This window comes from Corallococcus sp. CA054B, assembly GCF_003611625.1.
GTDB lineage: Bacteria > Myxococcota > Myxococcia > Myxococcales > Myxococcaceae > Corallococcus > Corallococcus coralloides.
This window is the reverse complement of sequence record NZ_RAVY01000030.1, coordinates 22,890-41,556: the sequence shown is the minus strand read 5'-3', so window position 1 is coordinate 41,556 and position 18,667 is coordinate 22,890. Positions and strand designations below refer to the sequence as shown.

Sequence of the window (18,667 nt, the reverse complement as noted above, 5' to 3'; positions counted from 1 at the left end):
CCGCGCCAGCGCGAGAGGACCCGGAAGATGGACAGAGACGTGGCGCGTGATGGCTGGGACGTGGTGATTGTCGGCACGGGGATGGGGGGCGCGACGTTGGGCCATGCGCTGGCCCGGCAGGGCCGCTCCGTCCTCTTCCTGGAGCGAGGGCCTGCCCGGGCCCCGATGCGGGCACCCTCACCGGGGCCCGGCACCGACGCGGCCCTGATGTCCGTGGAGGACCGGCGGATGCTCTTCGGCCAGTGGCCCCATCCGCTCCGGCAGGCCCTGGACGACCAGGCGCCGAAGGACTTCCTCCATCCCCTGGGGTGTGGCGGGGGAGGCTCCTCCTCGCGCTTCGGCATGGTGATGGACCGGTTCTTCCCGGAGGACTTCACGCCTCGCCGGGGCCACCCGGAGGCCACCGACTCCAGCCTTCCTGAAGCGTGGCCGTTCGCCTACGAGACCCTGGCGCCGTACTACGAGCGCGCTGAGGCGCTGTTCCGCATTCGTGGCTCGGGCGACCCGATGCGTCCCCAGGTGGCCTTCCGGTTGCTCGAACCTCCCCCCGTCGTGGGCAAGGAGCAGGCGCTGCTGGAGGGGTTCCAGTCGCTGGGGCTCAACCCGTACCGCATCCACTACGCCTGCGAGCAGGTCCAGGGCTGTGACACCTGCGTGGGCGCGCTCTGCCCGAAGGAGTGCCGAAACGACGCGGGCCGCATCTGCCTGCGCCCGGCGCTGCGCGACTTCCAGGCGCGAGTCCTGGACCACTGTGAGGTCCTGTCGCTGGAAGAGGAGGGCGGCGTGGTGCGGGCCGCCGTGTGCCGGCAGGGGCCGGGTGGCGAACCCTTCAAGGTCTCAGGGCGCATCTTCGTGATGGCCGCTGGCGCCTTCATGACGCCCGTCATCCTCCAGCGCTCCGTCTCCTCGCGGTATCCGCGGGGGCTGGCGAACAACCACGACCAGGTGGGACGCCACCTGATGCTCCACTGCTCGGACCACTACCTGGTGACGGCCCGCAAGGCACCGGCCTCGATGGAGATGGCGCACGGGGTGTCGCTCAACGACTTCTACCAGCGGGATGGCGAGAAGCTGGGCAACTTCCACGCGCACCCCTTCACCATCGACCGGGAGAAGGTGCTGAGCTTCCTCAGTGGGAAGAAGCAGGCGCTGCCCATCTGGCTGCGCATGATGAGCCCGCTGTTTCCCCTGGTGGCGGGCATCGGCGCGAGGCTCTACAGCTCGCGCGTCGTCTTCGCCTCGGTGTTGGAGGACCTGCCGTACGCGGACAACCGCGTCACCGGCAGCGCGCCGGACGGGGTCGTCCAGTACCACTACCGTGTTCGCGACGAGCTCCGGCGCCGCGTGCAGCGCTCCCGGAAGAAGTTCCTCGGTGCCCTGAAGCCGAAGTTCAAGGTGAAGCTCATCTCCAACCCGCGAGACGTGGTCCTCAACCTGGGCCACGTGTGCGGGACGTGCCGCGCGGGGAGCTCGCCGGAGTCCAGCGTCGTCGACGCGAGCAACCGCGCCCACGATGTGGACAACCTCTACGTCGTGGACGCGTCGTTCTTCCCGTCGAGCGGCGGCATCAATCCGTCACTCACCATCGCGGCGAACGCGCTGCGCGTCGCGGACATCCTCCACGCCCGCCTGTAGCCGGGCGTGACCCGCGGTCCGTTGTCCACGGTGTTGGCCAGGGAGGGCAGCTCGACGACCGTGGATGCCAGCGTGGCGTAGAAGAAGCTCGGCAGGTGGATGACGACGTGCATTGGGCGGGAATGGCAAAAGTCTTGTCATCCCAGAATGGGACGCCGGTGGAGTGCCGGATGGAGATTGTGCCGAACGCTTCAAGGTACGCCGGGGCGTACCGAGATGCGAAATCACATGGTCCCTGTCACAAAGACTGTTTTTGAAAGCCAGTTTCAATGTCAGTCCGGCACGGAGCCACGCACTGTCGAACAGGCGGCTGATGAGCCCAGGCAGGAGCCGGGGGATTCGGAAAGTCGAAGCTTGAAGCTGCGCAGCCAGTATCGCCAGAGTGTCATGGCGAAGGGCTTGATGCCCGCGAACTGCCAGGCACTGGCGCTCCAGGTGCCGCCGGACAGCGAAGCGCCCTGAGTCCCATTGGCTTGCAGGGCCTGGGCTCGCGTCCGGGTTTCGCCTTTGCATATCACCCACCCGGTTGGATTCCCGGGTGAGGGATTGACTCCCTGCATTCGCTTTGACGTGTCGGTTCTTTCCGGGAGGGCGTCATCCCGGTGTGCGCCTACCCATACAGTCGCAGCCGGTTGTCTGATTGCGGCCAACCTGGAGTCTCGACAGTCCGGTGCGGTACAGTGGTTGCGTTTCCGCCGGGAAGCAGCACCGTGGAGACATTGACTCGAGTGAAGCACGCGAATGTCAGGGGGATGTTGCTTCATGTCAGGCGTGAAGGCGCAGACCACTCGAGAAGCGGTGCATGCCCGGTCCCCGTCGTCCGCGGGCCCTCGCTTCGATGCGCGGCAGGACCTGGAGGCCGAGCGGGCGAAGGTGCGGGACATCCTCGCCCCCGGGCAGACCCTGGCGCCCGCCACGCGCCACTCGATGGAGTCCGCCTTCGGCACGGGCTTTGGCGACGTGCGCGTGCACACCTCGCCCGAGGCGGGGGCCGCGGCGCGGGCGCTCCAGGCACGGGCCTTCACGGTGGGGACGGACATCGTCTTCGGCGAGGGGAACTACCGCCCCGGTGTCCCCTCGGGAGAGCGCCTCATCGCGCATGAATTGGCGCATGTGGTGCAACAGCGCTCGGCGGGCGTGAGCGGGCTGGCGGCTTTTCCAGAGTCCGTGTCCACGCCCTCGCACCCAGCCGAGGTGGAGGCGGAGCGGGCTGCCTCGCTCGCGGTGAACGGCCTGCCGGTTCCCCGGCTCACGCCCAGCGCCGGCGCGGTGATGCGCGACGTGAGCATGAACCTGGACGCCGGGCCGGAAGCGGACGTCGTGCCCGTGCGGCCCACGGCGCGCACGAACCGGCAGATGGTGCTGGAGGGGCGGGAGGCCGTCGCCAATGCGCTGGACCCGATGCAGCGCCATCTCGTGGCGGACCTGACGCACCTCATTGTCTCCGGACAGAACGTCCTCTGGTTCGATGCGAACGGGAAGCGCAAGGGCACGTTCGCCATGCGACCGGACGCGGTCATCTGGGCGACGGGGTACTACCTGGCCATGGAGTCGGAGCTGGTGCGCCTGGTCGAGCAGAAGCACGAGCGTTGGTGGGCGCCATGGTCCTTCGAGAATGCCAAGACGGGCCTCCTGCTCAACTGGCTCCAACCGGCGGAGGCGAAGCGCTTCCAGGCGGAGGTCGCCTCGGTGGGGTCGTTGGTGGCGCTGGTGGGCATTCCCGAGACGAAGCCCGAGGACGACTCCAGCGCGGGGGATGCCGCGAACGCCGAGCGGCTCGTCGCGAAGGTTCGTGAGCGCATCGCCCGGAGCGTCGCCGCGAAGGAGGGGGACGGGGGGACTTCCACTCCTGGCGGAGAGGGGAAGGGCGTTCCGGATCGGCTGGTGGTGTGGTCCGACGAGCGTGGCCCCTTCGTCAACGTCTGGGCGGACGGGGTCTGCAAGGTCCTGCCCCTGTCGGACGGCGAGACGGAGGAGGCGCTCCAGTCGCGCGTGGAAGAGGCCACCGAGGAGCTGCGCGAGTCCCGCGACGCGGCCAACAGCACGAAGGTCGCGAAGGGGGCGAAGCAGACGGGATTCACGGGCAAGGACGGCCAGTTCGTGGGGGGCGCATTGCCCGCGGACGTGCCTCGGCTGGCGGACGCCCGGAATGTCGCCAACACGCTGCCGTACCCCGCGAAGATCGCCAATCACGGCCCGGAGATCACCGTCACCGGCTCGAGCAGCCGCTTCGAGATGATGCTGGATTACACGTCCGCGGGCTCGACGACCCTGGACCAGGTGGGCGCGCGGATGCAGCCCATCACGTACTTCTGGGACATCTTCGACGTCACGGACATGCAGCCCGAGAGCCGGGGCGACATGCGCAACGCGGCCCTGAGCTCCGACAACCAGCTCTCGCGCAGGGATGGCATCGCTCGCGACTTCGAGCGGAAGATGGAGGACATCGCGGAGGACACGGCGGCGGACGTGGACGACGCCACGTCCGGTTCGGCGCTGTCCGTGGTGGCCACCTGGCCCGCGCGCTCCGCGTGGTTGGGGGTGGTGGGGCTGAGCAACGTGGTGCGCTTCGGGAAGGCGAGCATCAGCAGCTACATCGACCTGGTGACCACGCCTCGGAGCGAGCAGGGCGTGGGGTGGGACCACGAGGGCGAGTTCCTCGTCCGCTGCGTCGCTTCGCCCCAGTTCGACGACGACTCGCCCGTCCGTCGCGCCTCCAGCGTGGACGCGGTCGTCGTCAAGGTGATGGACGTGAACCGGCGCGCGACGCAGGTGAACGACCAGAACCTCGCGAAGCTCCGGCGACTGGAGGCGCTGCGCGACCAGGCCACGGGGGAGGAGCGCGACGGGCTCGACGCCCAGATCGCGGCCCTGCGACGGGTGGAGACCGCCAGCGTGGCGGAGCTGGGCGGCGATGCGCGCACGGCGGTCGAGGAGCGCATCGCGGTGGCGAACCAGCTCGCCGCGGATCGCAAGGGGAGCGTCGCCAGGGACTCGCGGACACCGGCGTCGCGACTGCTGGACGCGCAGCTGGAGCTGCAGGGCATCCCGCTGGAGGAGTACCAGCAGCAGCTCGCCCAGCAGAAGGAGCAGCTGGGCCAGCGGCTCCAGCTCATCGGCAAGGTGGGCGCGCGCATCCCGGGGGCCAACTTCCGGCCGGCCGTGACGCTGGTCTCCGAGGAGAACGGTCAGGTCCACGAGCTCGTCATGATGCTGGGCGAGGCGGAGGGCTCGCGCGAGGGCGCGCGTCACTACCTGCTGGCGGACGTCACGGCGCCCTCTCCGAAGGACCGCTACCTCTTCGAGGGGCGCAGCGGTCAGGCGGGGACCAAGGGCCATGCGGAGGCGGTGCGCAAGGCGTTCGTCGACTTCCGGGAGAACAACGGCTACGGGCGCGGCACGCTGGCCCTCCGGTTGCCGGAGGCGCTGGAGGACGCGGCGGGCGGCCCCTTGGGGCTGGAGCCTCGCATGCGCAGCGCCCCGGGCACGCGCGGCCGGGTGATGCAGCGCCTGACGGACCTGGCCACCGTGGCGGAGATCGCGGGCCTGTTCCTCACCGGCCCCGCGGGCCTGGCGGTCGGACTGGCCGGTGGCCTGGCGGGGGCCGTCGTCGCGGTGGACAGCCTGTCCCGGCGGCACTCGGCGGGCGCGCTCCAGTGGGACTTCCAGACCATCATGGACGTCTCGGCCATCGTCGGCGGCGTGGCGGCGGTGGCGGCTCCCGCGCTGTCGGCACTGCGCAACGCGCCCCGCTGGGCGAAGCGCGTGGAGCGGCTGCAGGGAATCCTCCACATCTACGGCGTCACCCAGCTCGGCTCGACGGTCATCGTCATTCCGTACCAACTCGAGATGGAGTTGGCGGAGCTGGAGAAGTTGAAGGGGCAGCTCAGTCCGGGCCAGCTGGCGGCGCGGCGGGCGGAGGCCATCCTCGGCGCGGTCCGTTCGGGGTTGATGACGGCGGGCTCGGCGGTGCAGATGCTCCACCCGCCCGACGCGGGCGGCTCGCCTCATGCCGCGGACTCCGAGGACGGCCTCTCCACGCGACCTGCGGAGGGGGAGCCTCGGGTCTCCACGCCGGACGAGGTCCTGGAGCCGGTCTCACGTGAGGCACCTGAGGCCCGTGTGCCCGGCGACGAGGGGCCGCTGCCCGTGGATGCCGCGGGGCCGACGGCGCGTCCGCCCGCGAAGAGCGAACGCGTCACGGCGCTGGAGCTCGAGCTGGGCGACCTCCAGGGCAAGGTGGCCGTGGTGGAGGTGGGGCCCCCGGAGTTGAAGGGGCGCTCCACGCGGGTGCGCTACCGGAAGGGCCGGGTCCAGATCGAAGTGGGACCCGAGGCGGGGCCTCACCAGATCCGCACGCACGTGGAGACGGCGCGGCTCCTGCGCCGCTACGAGGGGCCCATCGGCCACATCCGTCGGCTGCTGAGCCGGCTCGTCCAGGCCGTCACGCGCATCGCCGGCGACGTCATCCCCGCCTACGGCACGCTCGGCTTCGAGTCCCGGCTGGAGGTGCGCAAGCTGAACCGCATCATCAGCGAGCTGGAGTCCCTCCACGCGGGCATCGACGAACGCATCCAGAAGGTCGGAGACAAGGAGGGCTCGGCGCTGGCCCGTGAGAAGGAGTCCGTCCAGCGGGACATCGCGGAGCTGGAGATCCAGCTCGAACACTACGAGCGACTCGTCGACTCACTGGAGGCCGGGCGTGGCTATGTGGCCGCGAATTACCATCCGGCGACCGAGATCGCGCTCTCCACGGTGAAGGCGGAGCTGGCGACCTTCCGGACCGTGCTCATTGAGCAGGATCTGACGATCGCCACGAAGCTCATCGACCAGGCGGCGCTCCTCCAGCACCAGGGCCGGATGACGGGGATCGAGGCCTGGGTCCAGGAGTCCGCGACACCTGGCACGACGCCCCAGTTGCTGAAGCAGCGCCTGGGCGAACTCTCCGAGGCCGTGAGAAAGGCGTCGTTGTCGCCCGCGGATCTCGTGACCCTGGTTCCGCCGGCCTCGGGGAGCACGGCACCGTTCACGACCGCCGTGACGGCTGGCGGCGGAAAGGCCCGCAGGCAGATTGGGGACCGCGAGAAGGCCGCGCGTGAGTGGTTCTCGGGAGACAGCGTGGCGGCGTTCGACCTCTGGGCGGATATTCAGGTGAGCCGCGGCATCGATCTCGAGAAGGCCCTGGACACCAGTAGAGGGAAGGGAATGAAGGAACCCGACGTGAGGGCCGCCATCGCTCCCGCAGCGAACAGGGTGGCCGAGTGGGATCAGGCCCACCGCCATGTCGCCAACTTGTTGGGAGATCCTCTCCGTCCCGACCTGCCGCATGTACGCACTACTGATAAGGGCGTCCGAATTATTTCGGGGACTGCGGAGGCCAGGATGGGAGAGCACGAGATCCAGCAAGCCTCCGAAATCCAGAATCGCTCCAAGGAGACGGTCGTCCTCTTCGACAACAACGCCGCAGGGGTGTCATATCCGGGCATCGACGGCACCATCGGCTCACCGCCACGCGCCATACAGCTCAAGTATATCAAACCGACCTCCGCTGCCCCCGACGCCCCCGATGCCTCCGCGCGAAGCGCGGCCATGGCCGCCCTGGAAAAGGCGCGCAATGCCGGATTCAACGATGTGGAGGTCTACATCAAGCCGGATGGCAAGAGCATGGAGGCCGTTCAGGCCGGCTGGGGCGGCCCCTTGAGCTCGGATGGTGGTGGGCCGCCCCGGCAGGTGGGGGACGTCTTCGAGAATCAGATCATCAAGCTCATCGAAATCCAATGTTCCAATGGGGTGATGCGGGTCGAGTACGTGAACGGAACGTACGTCTTCAAGATTACGCACACCTTCTAGGAGAAGTGATGGCGGGACTCTTCATCAAAGCTTTTGCGCCGGGCGTGGGGACCGCCGAGGCCGCGGACCGGCTCGCGGAGGCCCTGGCGAAGACTGGCAGGGCCATCCACTCACGGCAGTGGCGCCACGGGACCGGGCCTTCCCCCTCGAGCGGCCCCTGGCGGTTTTCCTGGCGGGTGATCCGCGCCACCGCGGTAGGCGGCACGGCGTTGACCCTCCAGGACGGACCCGCCGAGAGCTGGGACCTCGACTTCTTCCGGGCGCTGTCCTCGGTGGTGGATGGCGTGGTGGTGGGCATGGACCTGTATGACTCCCTGTCTCGCCGGGGGCTCGCCAGCTTCTTCTCCGGGCGCACGATGGAGGTGTCCCTTGAGGACGTCGGCATCCCGCGCATCGCGCTGGGCGCTCCTCCGCCCCACCTGCTCCTCGGTGGCGCCTCCCTGGAAAGCGTGTACGAGGAGCGCTTCGGTAACTTCTGCAACTCCGTGTCCTCCCACTTACGCTGGGGAGAAGTCCTCGAAGAGGGACACTGGGAGGTGGCGCCTCCCGTCACGGACTATGTGCTGGAGACCCTGCCAACCGAGAGCCTCCTGGTGTTGTCGAAGGTCGAGGCGTCGGACTGGAGCGCCGTGGCCGGACGGCTCGCTCCGGGTGGACGGTGGCGCGCGAGACGGACACCGAACACGAAGAATTCCTTCGTCGAGCTGCGCCACCCGGGCGTTTTCGACGAAGCACGCGTCGTCGCCATCTCCAAGGCCCTCGCATGTCCCGTCTCGGCCATTGAGTTGGTGTCGGGCGGCTCGCCCTTCCGGTGGGTCGAGGCGAACCAGGGGGACCTGGAGTCCTCGGGCGTGGGCGCGACCGGCATGGATTTCTTCAACGCGCTCGGCCGCGCCGTCTTCTTCCTGGGGGAGGGGCCCGGGCTGGTGTTCGGTCGTGGCTCAGGCGGGTGGCACGAAATCCCCAGATGACCCCGGCTTGATTCAAGCCATGGGCCAGGTCGAAAGACAGACCCGATGAGGCTTGAAAAAACGCCGCGATAAAACCAAGGCATAAAGGCTGGCGCGTATAGTTGATGGATTGGCGGGGGAAATGATAAATAGATGTCAGACCCCCTGGATATAAGCCTCATCGACACAGGGACACGGACCCGGCGCCAGTCGCGCCGCCGTGTCTGATCGTGGGACAGAATTGTCTTGATGATGGCCGGTGGCTGTATGGCTTGGATTGCGTCATGACCTGATGGGTCGGGCGTCTGATATTCATTTCAAGGAGAGGTGGCATGGCGACCTATCTGCATCCAGGTGTCTACCTGGAGGAGATTCCGAGCGGTGCAAAGCCTATTGAAGGAGTCGCCACGTCGCTGGCTGCCTTCGTGGGCGCGGCGACGCGGGGGCCTCTGGGCACTCCGGTGCTGGTGCACAGTCTGGAGGAGTACGAGCGCACCTTCGGGGCCATCAGCAGTGAGCAGGATGTGATGGGTTTCGCGGTGCTGGCCTACTACCAGAATGGCGGCAAGGACGCGTATATCGCCCGCGTGGCGGACCCCACGGGGGCCGTGGCGGCCACCGCGACGCTGAACAACGCGGATGTGTCGCCGGACCCGGTGCTCAAGTTGAGCGCCACCAGCCCCGGAGCCTGGGGCAACGGCCTCCACCATCGCGTGGTGCGCTCGGCCTCCACTGCGGCGCCGACCTTCACGCTCGAAGTGGGCCACATGGAGCTGGTGGACGGGCTGCAACGCTTCAAGGCGGACCTGTCCTTCCCGAACCTGTCCATGAACGAGCGCTCACCGAGCTACGCGCTGTCGGTGGTCAACGGCGACTCCTCGCCGGTGCGGCTCGAGTTCGCCAACGCCTCCGTGAAGGACCTGGCCGACTTCGGCAAGCTGACGGGCGCGGCGCTCCACGCGACGGCGGTTCCCGCCAACTACTTCACCACCTTCGGCCTCCCGGAGGAGCTGTCGTTCAGCATCAACCTGGACGCGCTGGGCACGCGCAACTTCACCGTCCTCAAGACGCCCCTGGCGCTCGGGGGGACGGACGCGGACGCGGACGCGGCGAAGGTGGCCGCCGCCATCCAGCTGGCGGTGCGGGGCATCTCCGGCACGGACGCGCCCTTCAAGGACTTCACCTGCACCTACGAAACGGCCACGCGCCAGTTCGTGCTCTCGTCGCCGAAGTCGTCGTATGCCTCCGTGGAGGTCTACGACACGGGCTCGGGCCCCACGCTCGCGAAGGTGATGAGGCTGGACCCGGCCTCCAACCCCACCGCGGCACACGGCGCGGTGATGCTGACGCCCGCGTCGGTGGAGGCCAGCTCGACGGCGAAGCTCACTGGCGGGGCGGCCAACGCGCCCCGCCCGGAGGACTTCCAGGCCGTCTTCGGTGGCGCGCTGAGGAAGATCCGCGACATCACCACGGTGGTGCTGCCGGGCAACGCGCTGCCGAGCACTGGCGCGGGCAACGGCGCCGTCGCCGCGGCGCTCGCGCACTGCGAGGAGATGCGCAACCGGGTGCTCATCGTCGACCCGGAGCCTGGCTTCGAGCTGACGTCGGCCTCGCGCGTGGACCAGCTCAAGCTGCCGACGTCCACCTATGCCGTCGCCTACTACCCCTGGGTGAAGGTGGCCAACCCCTTCTACAAGGCGGAGGCGCCGGGCACGAAGAGCCCCACGGTGAAGGTGGCGCCCTCGGCGTTCGCGGCGGGCATGTGGTCGCGCGTCGACGCGCGCCGGGGCGTGTGGAAGGCGCCCGCGGGCGTGGAGACGGGGCTGACGGGCGTGGCGGGCCTGGAGTTCGGGGTGGATGACGGCGTGCAGGATCAGCTCAACCCGCTGGGCGTCAACGCGCTGCGCGCGCTGCCGAACTTCGGCTCGGTCATCTGGGGAGCGCGCACGCTGGCCACCAAGGCGGACCCGGAGTGGCGCTACGTGTCCGTGCGCCGCACGGCCATCCTCATCGAGCAGAGCGTCTACAACGGCATCCAGTGGGCGGTGTTCGAGCCCAATGACCACCGGTTGCACGCGGCGCTGCGCACCAACATCGGCTCGTTCATGGACGGCCTGTTCCGGGCCGGTGCCTTCCAGGGTGAGAAGGCCTCCGACGCGTACTTCGTCCGCTGCGGTCTGGGCGACACCATGACCCAGGGGGACATCGACCGGGGGCAGGTCATCGTCGTCGTCGGGTTCGCGCCGCTCAAGGCCGCTGAGTTCGTCATCGTCCGCATCCAGCAGAAGCTCCAGCAGTAGGTCCACCGACCGAGGTGATGAGACATGGCCGCACCGATGTTCACGGTGAACACGCACCGACACGATCCGTACCGGACCTTCAAGTTCCAACTGCTCATCGACGGCCGTCCGGTGGCCGGGCTCAAGAAGATGGGCGCCCTGAAGAAGAAGACGGAGGCCATCAAGTGGCGCACGGGGGGAGACCCGTCGCACGAGCGCATCCTGCCGGGAGGCACCAGCTACGACCCCATCACCCTGGAGCAGGGGCTGACGCATGACCCCGTGTTCGAGGCCTGGGCCGCCCTGGTGAACAACGTCGAGGGTGACGCGGCGATGTCCTTGAAGAACTTCCGCAAGGACCTGGTGATCAACGTCCTCAACCTGCAGGGGCAGGTGGCCATCTCCTACAAGATCCTCCGGGCCTGGGTGTCGGAGTACCAGGCGCTGCCGGACCTGGACTCGCAGGCGATGAACACGGTGGGCATCCAGACGCTCACGCTCCAGCACGAGGGCTGGCAGCGTGACACGAGCGTGCCCGAGCCCGCGGAGACCTGATGCTGCTGCCAGGTGGACTCCTCCGCGCCGGCGCGCTCCGGCGACAGTTCTCCTTCCGCGAACCGGACGGAGTCCTCGAACTGGAGCTCGCGGAGCTGGCGCGGGGGCGCGGGTCGCTGCCGCGCAAGGTTTCTCGGGTGTTGGCGGCGGCGCTGGAGCACGTGGGCGGTGCTCCGGTGGACGGGGTGCTCGCGGGCGAGCTGTGTGTCGCGGATCGACAGTTCCTGATGCGGGGACTGGAGCGGCTGCTCGGCCTGGAGCGGTCGTGGCACACGGTGGTGTGCGGCGCGTGCGGCGAGCGGTTCGACTTCGAGCTGCCGGTGTCGCGCCTGCCGGTGAAGCAGGCGGGGGAGGGCTTCCCCTTCGCGCAGGTGGAGACGGGGCAGGGGCGGGTCCGGGTCCGCGTGCCCGCGGGCGCGGACCAGGAGGCCGTCGTGGAGGAAGGGCGGATGGACGCGCACGCGCTGCTGGCGCGCTGCGCGGAGCCGTTGGACGCCTCCACGTGGGACGTGACGCGGCTGGATGCCGCGGACGTGCAGCGCATCGACGAGGCATTGGAGGCGGTGTCTCCAGCGGTGGTGACGCGGGTCCAGGCGCCCTGTGCTGCATGCGGGGACGTGCGGGAGGTGGAGGTGGACCCGTATGGGTGCCTGTCCATGGACCCGGAGGCGTTGCTGGAGGAGGTCCACACGCTGGCGTCGACGTACCACTGGAGCGAGCGGGACATCCTCGCGCTCCCGAGGCACCGGCGGCGGCGGTACCTGCGTCTCGTGGAACGGGGCGCGGGTGTGACGACGTGAAACGACTTTGGAGTCCGCGATGGGGTTTCTGGCTGACATCCTTGCCGATGCGCTCCCGCACCGGGTGCCCGAGGCACCGCTGGAAGAGCGGGAGGACACACCTGTGTCCGAGGTCGTCGGGGAAGCACCACCGGCGCGGGGCGGCGAGCCCGCCCCCCGGTCCGCGGACCATGACTGGGAGGCCAGGCCTGACTCCGGAAACGGAAGTCGAGGTCTGGAAAAGGTGGCTAGCGCAGTGGTCCCTCAGGGGCAGGGCGGCATCCTGGCAGGTGCCGTCCGAGTTCCAGTGGAGGCTGGTGGGGAACCGGACCGGGAGACCGGCGAGGACCCCGACAGCCTTGATTCTCTACCCGAACCGACCTTCGTGAAGTCACGTGGGGCGGGTGGGTTCGAGGTGTCCGAAGGCGTGCCCGGACTGACGTCGCTTCCCCGTGGAGCGAAGTTGGAAGAAGGCAGGTCCCAGGACACCGAGCGCTCCTCCGTTCCGCCTCTGGCTGCAACGGGTCTGCTCAGGAGAAAGCCACAGGGGTCCGCCACCCCTCCCGCCTTCGCGCCGTCCGTGCCTCCGCGTATTTCGGAGGCTCGGAGGCCATTGATGCCCGCGTCCCAGGAGGCCGCGTCCAGCCGGTCCTCGGGGCCGGAGGCACCGGGGGCCTCCGTTCAAGAAGCGCCAGCGCCGAAGGGGCGGGCCGTGCCCGGGTCCGCTTCGTCCGAGTCCGCCGCGTCCGAGTCCGCCGCGTCCGAGTCCGCCGCGTCCGAGACTCCCTCTCGTGCCCAGCACCCGGTGCCGGGCGCGCCCGCCGCCGAGCGGGAGGCGCGGGCGATTCCCCGGGACGTCGCGCGACAGGCTCCGCCGCCAGGGGAGTCCGCGCGAGGGGCCGCTCCAACGTTGCCGCCAGGGGAGTCCGCGCGAGGGGCCGCTCCAACGTTGCCGCCGCGGCGCGAGCTCCAGGAGCCCCGTGTGCACATCGGCGAGGTGCACGTGGTCATCACCGCGCCGGCGCCCGCGCCCGCGTCTTCCTCCGCGATTCCGGGCCAGGGCTCGGACTTGCTCAACCGTCACTACCTCCGGAACGCCTGAGATGGCCCTGCCTGAATCCTCGGTCTCCGTGGCCTGCCGCTCGCTGGCGGACTTCGTTCGAGAGAGCTTCCGCCTGCAGGGGCAGACGGTCCGCGTGCCCATTGGCACGCCCGCCGCCGCCGCGCCCGCCACAGGTGACACGGACCACCGGGTCAACCTGTTCTTCCACCGCTTCGAGCCACCGCCCATGGGCGCGGACGTGCTGCCCGGTCAGTCCTGGTTCCTGCGCGTGCACTGCCTGGTGACGGCGTTCGCCGCCGCGGAGGACACGGTGAGCGCGGGGGAGAACGACCTGCGCCTGCTGGGCGAGGTCATCCGCTTCTTCCACGAGAAGCCCGTCATGGACGCGCTGGACGCCTCCGGCGAGTTGGTCCGCCTGCAGCTCATCTTCCAGCCGCTGAGCCTGGATGACATCAACCGCCTCTGGTCCACGCAGAAGGACGTCGTCTACCGGCCGTCCGTGGCCTACGAGGTGGCGCTCGTGCCGGTGGTGCCGCGCACGCGCACGCGCGAGGCGCCTCGCGTGGTGTCCGTGGGGTCACACGTGCAGCCGGGGACCCAACGCGGGCCGGTGCCGGCGGTGCCGGCCTGGACGCCGCCCCTGGCGCGGCTGAAGGTGGACCCCCGGTTGGAGGACTGGGCGCCGCAGGTTGGCTTCGTGCGCGCGGGGACCTGCACGCAGAGCCTCGTGTTCGAGGTGGGCAGCCCGGAGCTGGCGGGCTTCACGCCAGAGGTCGTGGTGGCCGGAGCGGCCGGGGCGAGCGTGCACTTCCGGTGGGACGTCTGGGACCAGGCCCTGGGGTGGCGCACGGTGGACACGGCGGTCGACATGACGCCGGCCGTGCTGGAGGTGGACCCGGAGCAGCCGCCCGCCACGTCGCGTGTGCCGGTGCCGCTGCCCTTCTCGGACCATGCGGGACAGGCCGTGCTCTACGCCGTGCGCCGCTACCGGCGCGCCGCGGACGGGCCGGAGGGCGTGGAGCTCGAGGCGCGGGGCAACCCCGTCTTCGTCACCCTGCATGGAGGTGGCGCATGAGCACGGACCCCCTGCGGGCGGAGGTGGAGCGGGTGGAGTTGCTGGGGCAGTGCCTGTCGCGGCTGCGGCAGGGCGCGTCGTTGGAGGACGCGGTGCTGGAGCGGCTGCGCGAGGCCCAGGCGCGGGTGCGGGGGGCCCGGGAGGATGGCTCGGCGTGGCGCCGGCTCCGCGCGAGCCCGCTCGCTCCCGTCGAGTACGACGTGCTGGCCTGCGCGGTGGCGCCCGAGATGGAGCCTCGCGTCGGCTGGCTCTTCCAGCAGCTCCAGCCCGGCGCGGCGCAGCCGGTGTACCCCACGGCGGCGCTCATCCAGGAGCTGCTCGCATTGCAGCCCGCGGACGGCGCGAGGTTGTCGTCGGTGTTGTCCGAGGACGCGCCCCTGCGGCGCCTGGGGTTGCTGGAGCGCGACGAGGGAGGCCCGTACTCGCCCATCCGGCCGAGCCGGGGGCTCACGCCGCGCCTGCTCGGAGCCCCGGAGCCGCCCCTGTCGCTCCCGGGCGCGTTGCGGGTGCCGGGCACGGCGCGCTGGGAGGAGCTGGTGCTGCCGGAGGCGAAGCTGGCGCTCCTGCGGGAGTTCCTGCTGTGGCTCCAGCACCGCGAGACGGTGGTGGAGCAGTGGGGCGGCCGCGCGATGGGGGGTCCCGTGGCGCTGTTCTCCGGCCCGTCCGGGACGGGGAAGACGTTCGCCGCCTCGGTGCTCGCCACGACGATGGGCTGGGAGCTGCACCGCGTGGACCTGGGCGCGCTCGTCAGCAAGTACATCGGCGAGACGGAGAAGAACGTCAGCAAGCTCTTCGACGCGGCCCACGGGCGCGACGTCATCCTCCTCTTCGACGAGGCGGACAGCCTCTTCGGCCGCCGTGGCGAGGTGCGCGAGGCCCGCGACCGGTACGCCAACCAGGAGGTGAGCCACCTGCTGGCGCGAATCGAGCAACACACGGGGCCGTGCATCCTCACCACCAACCTCAAGGGCAACCTGGACCCGGCGTTCGCCCGCCGCTTCCAGGTGGTGGTGGAGTTCCCCCGGCCGGACGCCCGCGCGCAGGCGCGGTTGTGGCGGGGGCTCTTGCCGCCGCGCGCGCCGCTGTCGCCGGAGGTGGACCCGGAGGTGCTGGGTTCGGCGGTGAGCCTGTCCGGTGGCGGCATCCGCAACGCCGCGCTGCACGCGGCCTATCTCGCCGCGGGCGCGGGGACCCCCATCGGCATGCGGGAGCTCGCGCTCGCGGTGTGGCGCGAGCTGGGCAAGGAGGGGCGCGACGTGTCCGCCTCGGAGCTGGGGCCCTTGCGCAAGCACCTGCCAAAGGAGCTCGGGCCATGCTGACCATCGACGCGTTGCACCTGCGGCTGCCAGCGGGCTTCGAGCGCCGCGCGGACACGCTCGTCCGGCTCGTCGCGCGCGAGCTGTCCCGCGTGCACGTGGTGGATGAGGGGACGCACCACGTGCCTTCCGCGCACCTGTCGCTGCACGTGGACCTGTCGCTGCCGGATGGGGAGGTGGCCTCGCGCATCGCCCACGCGCTCGTCACCCATGTCAGGGGCGCGGTGGAGACTGGCCGGGCCGAAGAGGAAGGAGGCCGCGGATGGTGAGGGTGAGCAGGGGCGCGCTGGTGGAGTACGGCCTGTCCGTGCCTCCCCTGGCGCTGGTGTTCGACTTCAATCCGCGCACGCTTTCGCGCACGCGCACGCTCACCTTGCGCACGCCGGGGACGCCAGGGCTGCGCGGGGCCTACGACTTCGCGCTGCCCACGGAGACGCCCCGCGTGGCACAGGGCGTGTCGGTCGAGCCGGAGTCGTTCACGCTGGAGATCCTCCTGGACGCCACCGACCGCATGCACGAAGGCGACGCGGTGGCCGCCACGCTGGGCATCCAGCCGGAGCTGGACACGCTGCGCACGCTGGTCGAGCCGAAGTCGCAGGGGCCGGGAGGGCTCCAGCTGCTGGCCAGCCTGGGGCTCGGGTCGGAGCGGGCCTTCCAGCGCGAGCAGTTCGCGTCGGTGCTGCTGTTCGTCTGGGGTGGACAGGTGCTGCCCGTGTTCCTGACGTCCGTCCGGGTGGAGGAGACGAACTTCCTGCCCTCGCTGGTGGCCTACCGGGCGACGGTGTCGCTCACGTTGCAGGTCATCGAGGGCAACAACCCGTTCTACCTGCGGGAGAAGGCCCGTCAGCTCGTGGGCGCGGCGGTCAACAGCGGCCGGCTCACCGCGGACCTGCTCAAGGGGGTGCTGTGATGTTCCCGCGTGACTCGCGGTATGCGAAGGCCCGTGCCTTCGACGAGGACCCGGTGTTGGGGGAGGTGTTCCGCGGCGTGAGGCCTCGCGCCATCGGCCCGGCCACCGGCGTGTTGGAGCACGTGGTCCGCTCCGGTGAGCGCCTGGATCTGCTGGCGCGCCACTACTACAACGACGCGAGGCTGTGGTGGCGCATCCTGGACGCCAACCCGGGCTTCCTCTTCGGCGGCGACCTGACGCTCGACGGCTTCGTGGGCCAGGTCATCCTCATCCCCCGGGCCACGGAATAGCGCCATGCTGGCCGACCTGTTCAGCGAGCGCTTCCGGGCACCCGTGGAGTGCGCCATCGAGGTGCGAGGCCGTCCCATCACCTCGCTCTATCCGTTCCTGCGCGAAGCCCGCGTGGAGGTGAGCCGCGACCGGGTCGGCGTGGCGACGCTCGTCTTCGACACGCGCCGCGACGAGAGCGGGCGCTGGACGGTGCAGGACGCGGAGGTCCTGGCCCCCTGGGAGCCCATCCTCATCGAGGCCCGCTTCGGTCAGCGCACCGAGGAGGTGCTGCGGGGCTTCGTGCGCGAGGTGCGCGCGGACTACCCCGAGGACATGGGCACCGCCCGCGTCACGGTGTCCTGCCAGGACGAATCGCTGTCGATGGACCGCGAGCACGTGCGGCGCGTGTGGGGCGCGGAGGTCCCGACGTCGGACGGCGTGCTGCTGGCGGAGATCGCCGCGCGCCACGGGCTGGCGGTGGACCCCACCAGCGGCGCCGGCCTGAGCGGCTTGGTGGTGCCGCAGGACTCCACCGACATCCGGTTCCTGCGCGCCCGGGCCGAGGCCAACGGGTACGAGCTGCTGGTCCGGGGGGGCGTCATCTACTTCGGCCCCATGCGGCTGGACGCCGAGCCCCAACCGACCATCCGCGTCTACGCGGGCCTGGACACGCACTGCCGCGCGTTGAGCATCACCACGGACGGGCATCGCCCGAACACGGTGGCGGTGGACCTGGCCCCCTTGTCGGGCGCGGAGCCACGCCGGCAGGAGGTGACGCCGGACCTCCCGCCGCTCGGGACCCGACAGGCGCACGGTGGACATGAGGGGCGCGACTTCACGTGGCTGCTCACCCGCGAGGGGGCCGTGGACGAGGAGGAGCTGCTCGCCCGGGCCCGGCGCAAGGTGAACGACTTCTCCCTGCGCGTGCGCGCGGAAGGGGAGCTGGACGGCACGGCCTACGGTCATGTCCTCAAGGTGGGCCAGCCCGTGGGCGTGGACGGCGTCGGTGAGTGGCTGGGCGGCATCTACTACGTGGACGCCGTCACGCATGTCTTCTCTCACGAGGGTTACCGGCAGGGGCTGCGCCTCTTGCGCAATGCCTATGGGGACAACCTCGGGGGCGGGGCGCTCAACGTGCTGGGAGGTCTCCTGTGACGTCAGAGCTGCTCACGGAGCTCGTCCGGCATGCGCGCGACAAGTACTTCGGCAAGTACCGGGGCTTCGTCGTGGACAACCAGGACCCGGAGGGATTGGGGCGCCTCAAGCTGCGGGTGCCGTCGGTGCTGGGCTCCGAGCCCTCGCCCTGGGCGCTGCCCTGCGTGCCCTTCGGTGGCGCCGCGGGACATGGCTGGTTCGCCATTCCGGAGGTGGATGCCCAGGTGTGGGTGGAGTTCGAGGAGGGAGACCTGCGCAGGCCCATCTGGACGGGGACGTTCTGGCAGAAGAAGGAGGACGTGCCGGAGGACGCGGCGAAGACGCCTCCCACCACGCGCCTGCTCCGCACGCCCGCGGGCCACGTGTTGCGGTTCGACGACGCGAAGGACGAGGAGGCGGTGCTGCTCCTCCACCCGAAGGGGGCGCAGCTGAGCATCGACCCGAAGGGGACGGTGGCGCTGACGGACGCCAAGGGCGCCACGGTGGTGCTGGACGCGGAGGGCGAGGAGCTGCGCGTCGAGGACAGCCACGGCAACTCGCTCGTCCTGTCCTCCAGCGGCGTGCGGGTGGAGGACTCGCACGGCAACACCATCGAGACCGCGTCCTCGGGGGTGAAGGTGAAGGGGCAGCAGGTGGTGGTGGAGGGGACGCAGGTGCTGCTGGGCGGCAGTGGCGGGGAGCCCGTCATCAAGGGTCAGAGCTTCCTCACCCTGTTCGCCACGCACGTGCACACCTCGTCGGCGCCGGGGGGCCCCACGTCGCCGCCCATCCCCCAGGGCGAGATGAGCACGCTGTCGACGTCGGTGATGACGAAGTGAGGGAAAGGGACG

14 protein-coding genes are annotated in these 18,667 nt (G+C 70.1%); all 14 read left to right on the top strand.

Features of this window, described 5'->3' with window-relative positions; translation table 11 throughout:
* The first annotated feature begins 27 nt into the window (after positions 1–27).
* The 14 genes from D7V80_RS10450 to D7V80_RS10390 all read left to right on the top strand — a co-directional run bounded on the left by D7V80_RS10450 (position 28) and on the right by D7V80_RS10390 (position 18,655).
* The gene (locus tag D7V80_RS10450; RefSeq protein ID WP_120588008.1) at positions 28–1,635 is read left to right on the top strand and encodes a GMC oxidoreductase; all 1,608 of its coding nucleotides are present in this window, start codon (positions 28–30) and stop codon (positions 1,633–1,635) included.
* Between the two features lie 762 nt (positions 1,636–2,397).
* Positions 2,398–7,485 carry a DUF4157 domain-containing protein gene (locus tag D7V80_RS10445; protein ID WP_158616588.1) on the top strand — a complete coding sequence of 1,696 codons (5,088 nt, stop codon included), beginning with the start codon at positions 2,398–2,400 and terminating at the stop codon, positions 7,483–7,485.
* Between the two features lie 8 nt (positions 7,486–7,493).
* Positions 7,494–8,456: a hypothetical protein gene (locus D7V80_RS10440; RefSeq protein WP_120588006.1), complete on the top strand. Its 963-nt coding sequence runs from the start codon at positions 7,494–7,496 to the stop codon at positions 8,454–8,456.
* A gap of 311 nt (positions 8,457–8,767) precedes the next feature.
* The gene (locus tag D7V80_RS10435) at positions 8,768–10,735 is read left to right on the top strand and encodes a phage tail sheath C-terminal domain-containing protein (RefSeq protein ID WP_120588005.1); all 1,968 of its coding nucleotides are present in this window, start codon (positions 8,768–8,770) and stop codon (positions 10,733–10,735) included.
* 24 nt (positions 10,736–10,759) lie between these two features.
* Positions 10,760–11,269, top strand: coding sequence for a phage tail protein (locus tag D7V80_RS10430; RefSeq protein WP_120588004.1), 510 nt, complete (start codon positions 10,760–10,762; stop codon positions 11,267–11,269).
* A complete protein-coding gene (locus D7V80_RS10425; protein WP_120588003.1) occupies positions 11,269–12,069 on the top strand; it encodes a hypothetical protein in 801 nt (266 codons plus the stop codon). Before D7V80_RS10430 ends, D7V80_RS10425 begins: the two co-directional genes overlap by 1 nt.
* Positions 12,070–12,664: 595 nt before the next feature.
* Positions 12,665–13,150, top strand: a complete 486-nt coding sequence (locus tag D7V80_RS41330; RefSeq protein WP_147447034.1) for a hypothetical protein — start codon at positions 12,665–12,667, stop codon at positions 13,148–13,150.
* A gap of 1 nt (position 13,151) precedes the next feature.
* A complete protein-coding gene (locus tag D7V80_RS43620) occupies positions 13,152–14,186 on the top strand; it encodes a DUF4255 domain-containing protein (RefSeq protein ID WP_120588002.1) in 1,035 nt (344 codons plus the stop codon).
* Positions 14,183–15,505, top strand: coding sequence for an ATP-binding protein (locus D7V80_RS10415; RefSeq protein WP_120588001.1), 1,323 nt, complete (start codon positions 14,183–14,185; stop codon positions 15,503–15,505). Before D7V80_RS43620 ends, D7V80_RS10415 begins: the two co-directional genes overlap by 4 nt.
* A complete protein-coding gene (locus D7V80_RS10410) occupies positions 15,499–15,771 on the top strand; it encodes a hypothetical protein (RefSeq protein ID WP_120588000.1) in 273 nt (90 codons plus the stop codon). Before D7V80_RS10415 ends, D7V80_RS10410 begins: the two co-directional genes overlap by 7 nt.
* Entirely contained in the window at positions 15,765–16,412 is a 648-nt protein-coding gene (locus tag D7V80_RS10405) for a hypothetical protein (protein ID WP_014394729.1), read from the top strand. Before D7V80_RS10410 ends, D7V80_RS10405 begins: the two co-directional genes overlap by 7 nt.
* The gene (locus tag D7V80_RS10400) at positions 16,412–16,702 is read left to right on the top strand and encodes a LysM peptidoglycan-binding domain-containing protein (protein WP_014394730.1); all 291 of its coding nucleotides are present in this window, start codon (positions 16,412–16,414) and stop codon (positions 16,700–16,702) included. The genes D7V80_RS10405 and D7V80_RS10400 overlap by 1 nt, the downstream gene beginning before the upstream one ends.
* 4 nt (positions 16,703–16,706) lie before the next feature.
* On the top strand, positions 16,707–17,837 hold the full coding sequence (locus D7V80_RS10395; RefSeq protein WP_120587999.1) for a phage late control D family protein: 1,131 nt from the start codon (positions 16,707–16,709) through the stop codon (positions 17,835–17,837).
* On the top strand, positions 17,834–18,655 hold the full coding sequence (locus D7V80_RS10390) for a phage baseplate assembly protein V (protein ID WP_120587998.1): 822 nt from the start codon (positions 17,834–17,836) through the stop codon (positions 18,653–18,655). The genes D7V80_RS10395 and D7V80_RS10390 overlap by 4 nt, the downstream gene beginning before the upstream one ends.
* The last annotated feature ends 12 nt before the right edge of the window (positions 18,656–18,667 follow it).

What these genes read in the sequence shown, in the direction of transcription:
- D7V80_RS10450 (WP_120588008.1), top strand. Translation starts at nt 28, where the DNA reads ATGGACAGAGACGTGGCGCGTGATGGCTGGGACGTGGTGATTGTCGGC.
- D7V80_RS10445 (WP_158616588.1), top strand. Translation starts at nt 2,398, where the DNA reads ATGTCAGGCGTGAAGGCGCAGACCACTCGAGAAGCGGTGCATGCCCGG.
- D7V80_RS10440 (WP_120588006.1), top strand. Translation starts at nt 7,494, where the DNA reads ATGGCGGGACTCTTCATCAAAGCTTTTGCGCCGGGCGTGGGGACCGCC.
- D7V80_RS10435 (WP_120588005.1), top strand. Translation starts at nt 8,768, where the DNA reads ATGGCGACCTATCTGCATCCAGGTGTCTACCTGGAGGAGATTCCGAGC.
- D7V80_RS10430 (WP_120588004.1), top strand. Translation starts at nt 10,760, where the DNA reads ATGGCCGCACCGATGTTCACGGTGAACACGCACCGACACGATCCGTAC.
- D7V80_RS10425 (WP_120588003.1), top strand. Translation starts at nt 11,269, where the DNA reads ATGCTGCTGCCAGGTGGACTCCTCCGCGCCGGCGCGCTCCGGCGACAG.
- D7V80_RS41330 (WP_147447034.1), top strand. Translation starts at nt 12,665, where the DNA reads ATGCCCGCGTCCCAGGAGGCCGCGTCCAGCCGGTCCTCGGGGCCGGAG.
- D7V80_RS43620 (WP_120588002.1), top strand. Translation starts at nt 13,152, where the DNA reads ATGGCCCTGCCTGAATCCTCGGTCTCCGTGGCCTGCCGCTCGCTGGCG.
- D7V80_RS10415 (WP_120588001.1), top strand. Translation starts at nt 14,183, where the DNA reads ATGAGCACGGACCCCCTGCGGGCGGAGGTGGAGCGGGTGGAGTTGCTG.
- D7V80_RS10410 (WP_120588000.1), top strand. Translation starts at nt 15,499, where the DNA reads ATGCTGACCATCGACGCGTTGCACCTGCGGCTGCCAGCGGGCTTCGAG.
- D7V80_RS10405 (WP_014394729.1), top strand. Translation starts at nt 15,765, where the DNA reads ATGGTGAGGGTGAGCAGGGGCGCGCTGGTGGAGTACGGCCTGTCCGTG.
- D7V80_RS10400 (WP_014394730.1), top strand. Translation starts at nt 16,412, where the DNA reads ATGTTCCCGCGTGACTCGCGGTATGCGAAGGCCCGTGCCTTCGACGAG.
- D7V80_RS10395 (WP_120587999.1), top strand. Translation starts at nt 16,707, where the DNA reads ATGCTGGCCGACCTGTTCAGCGAGCGCTTCCGGGCACCCGTGGAGTGC.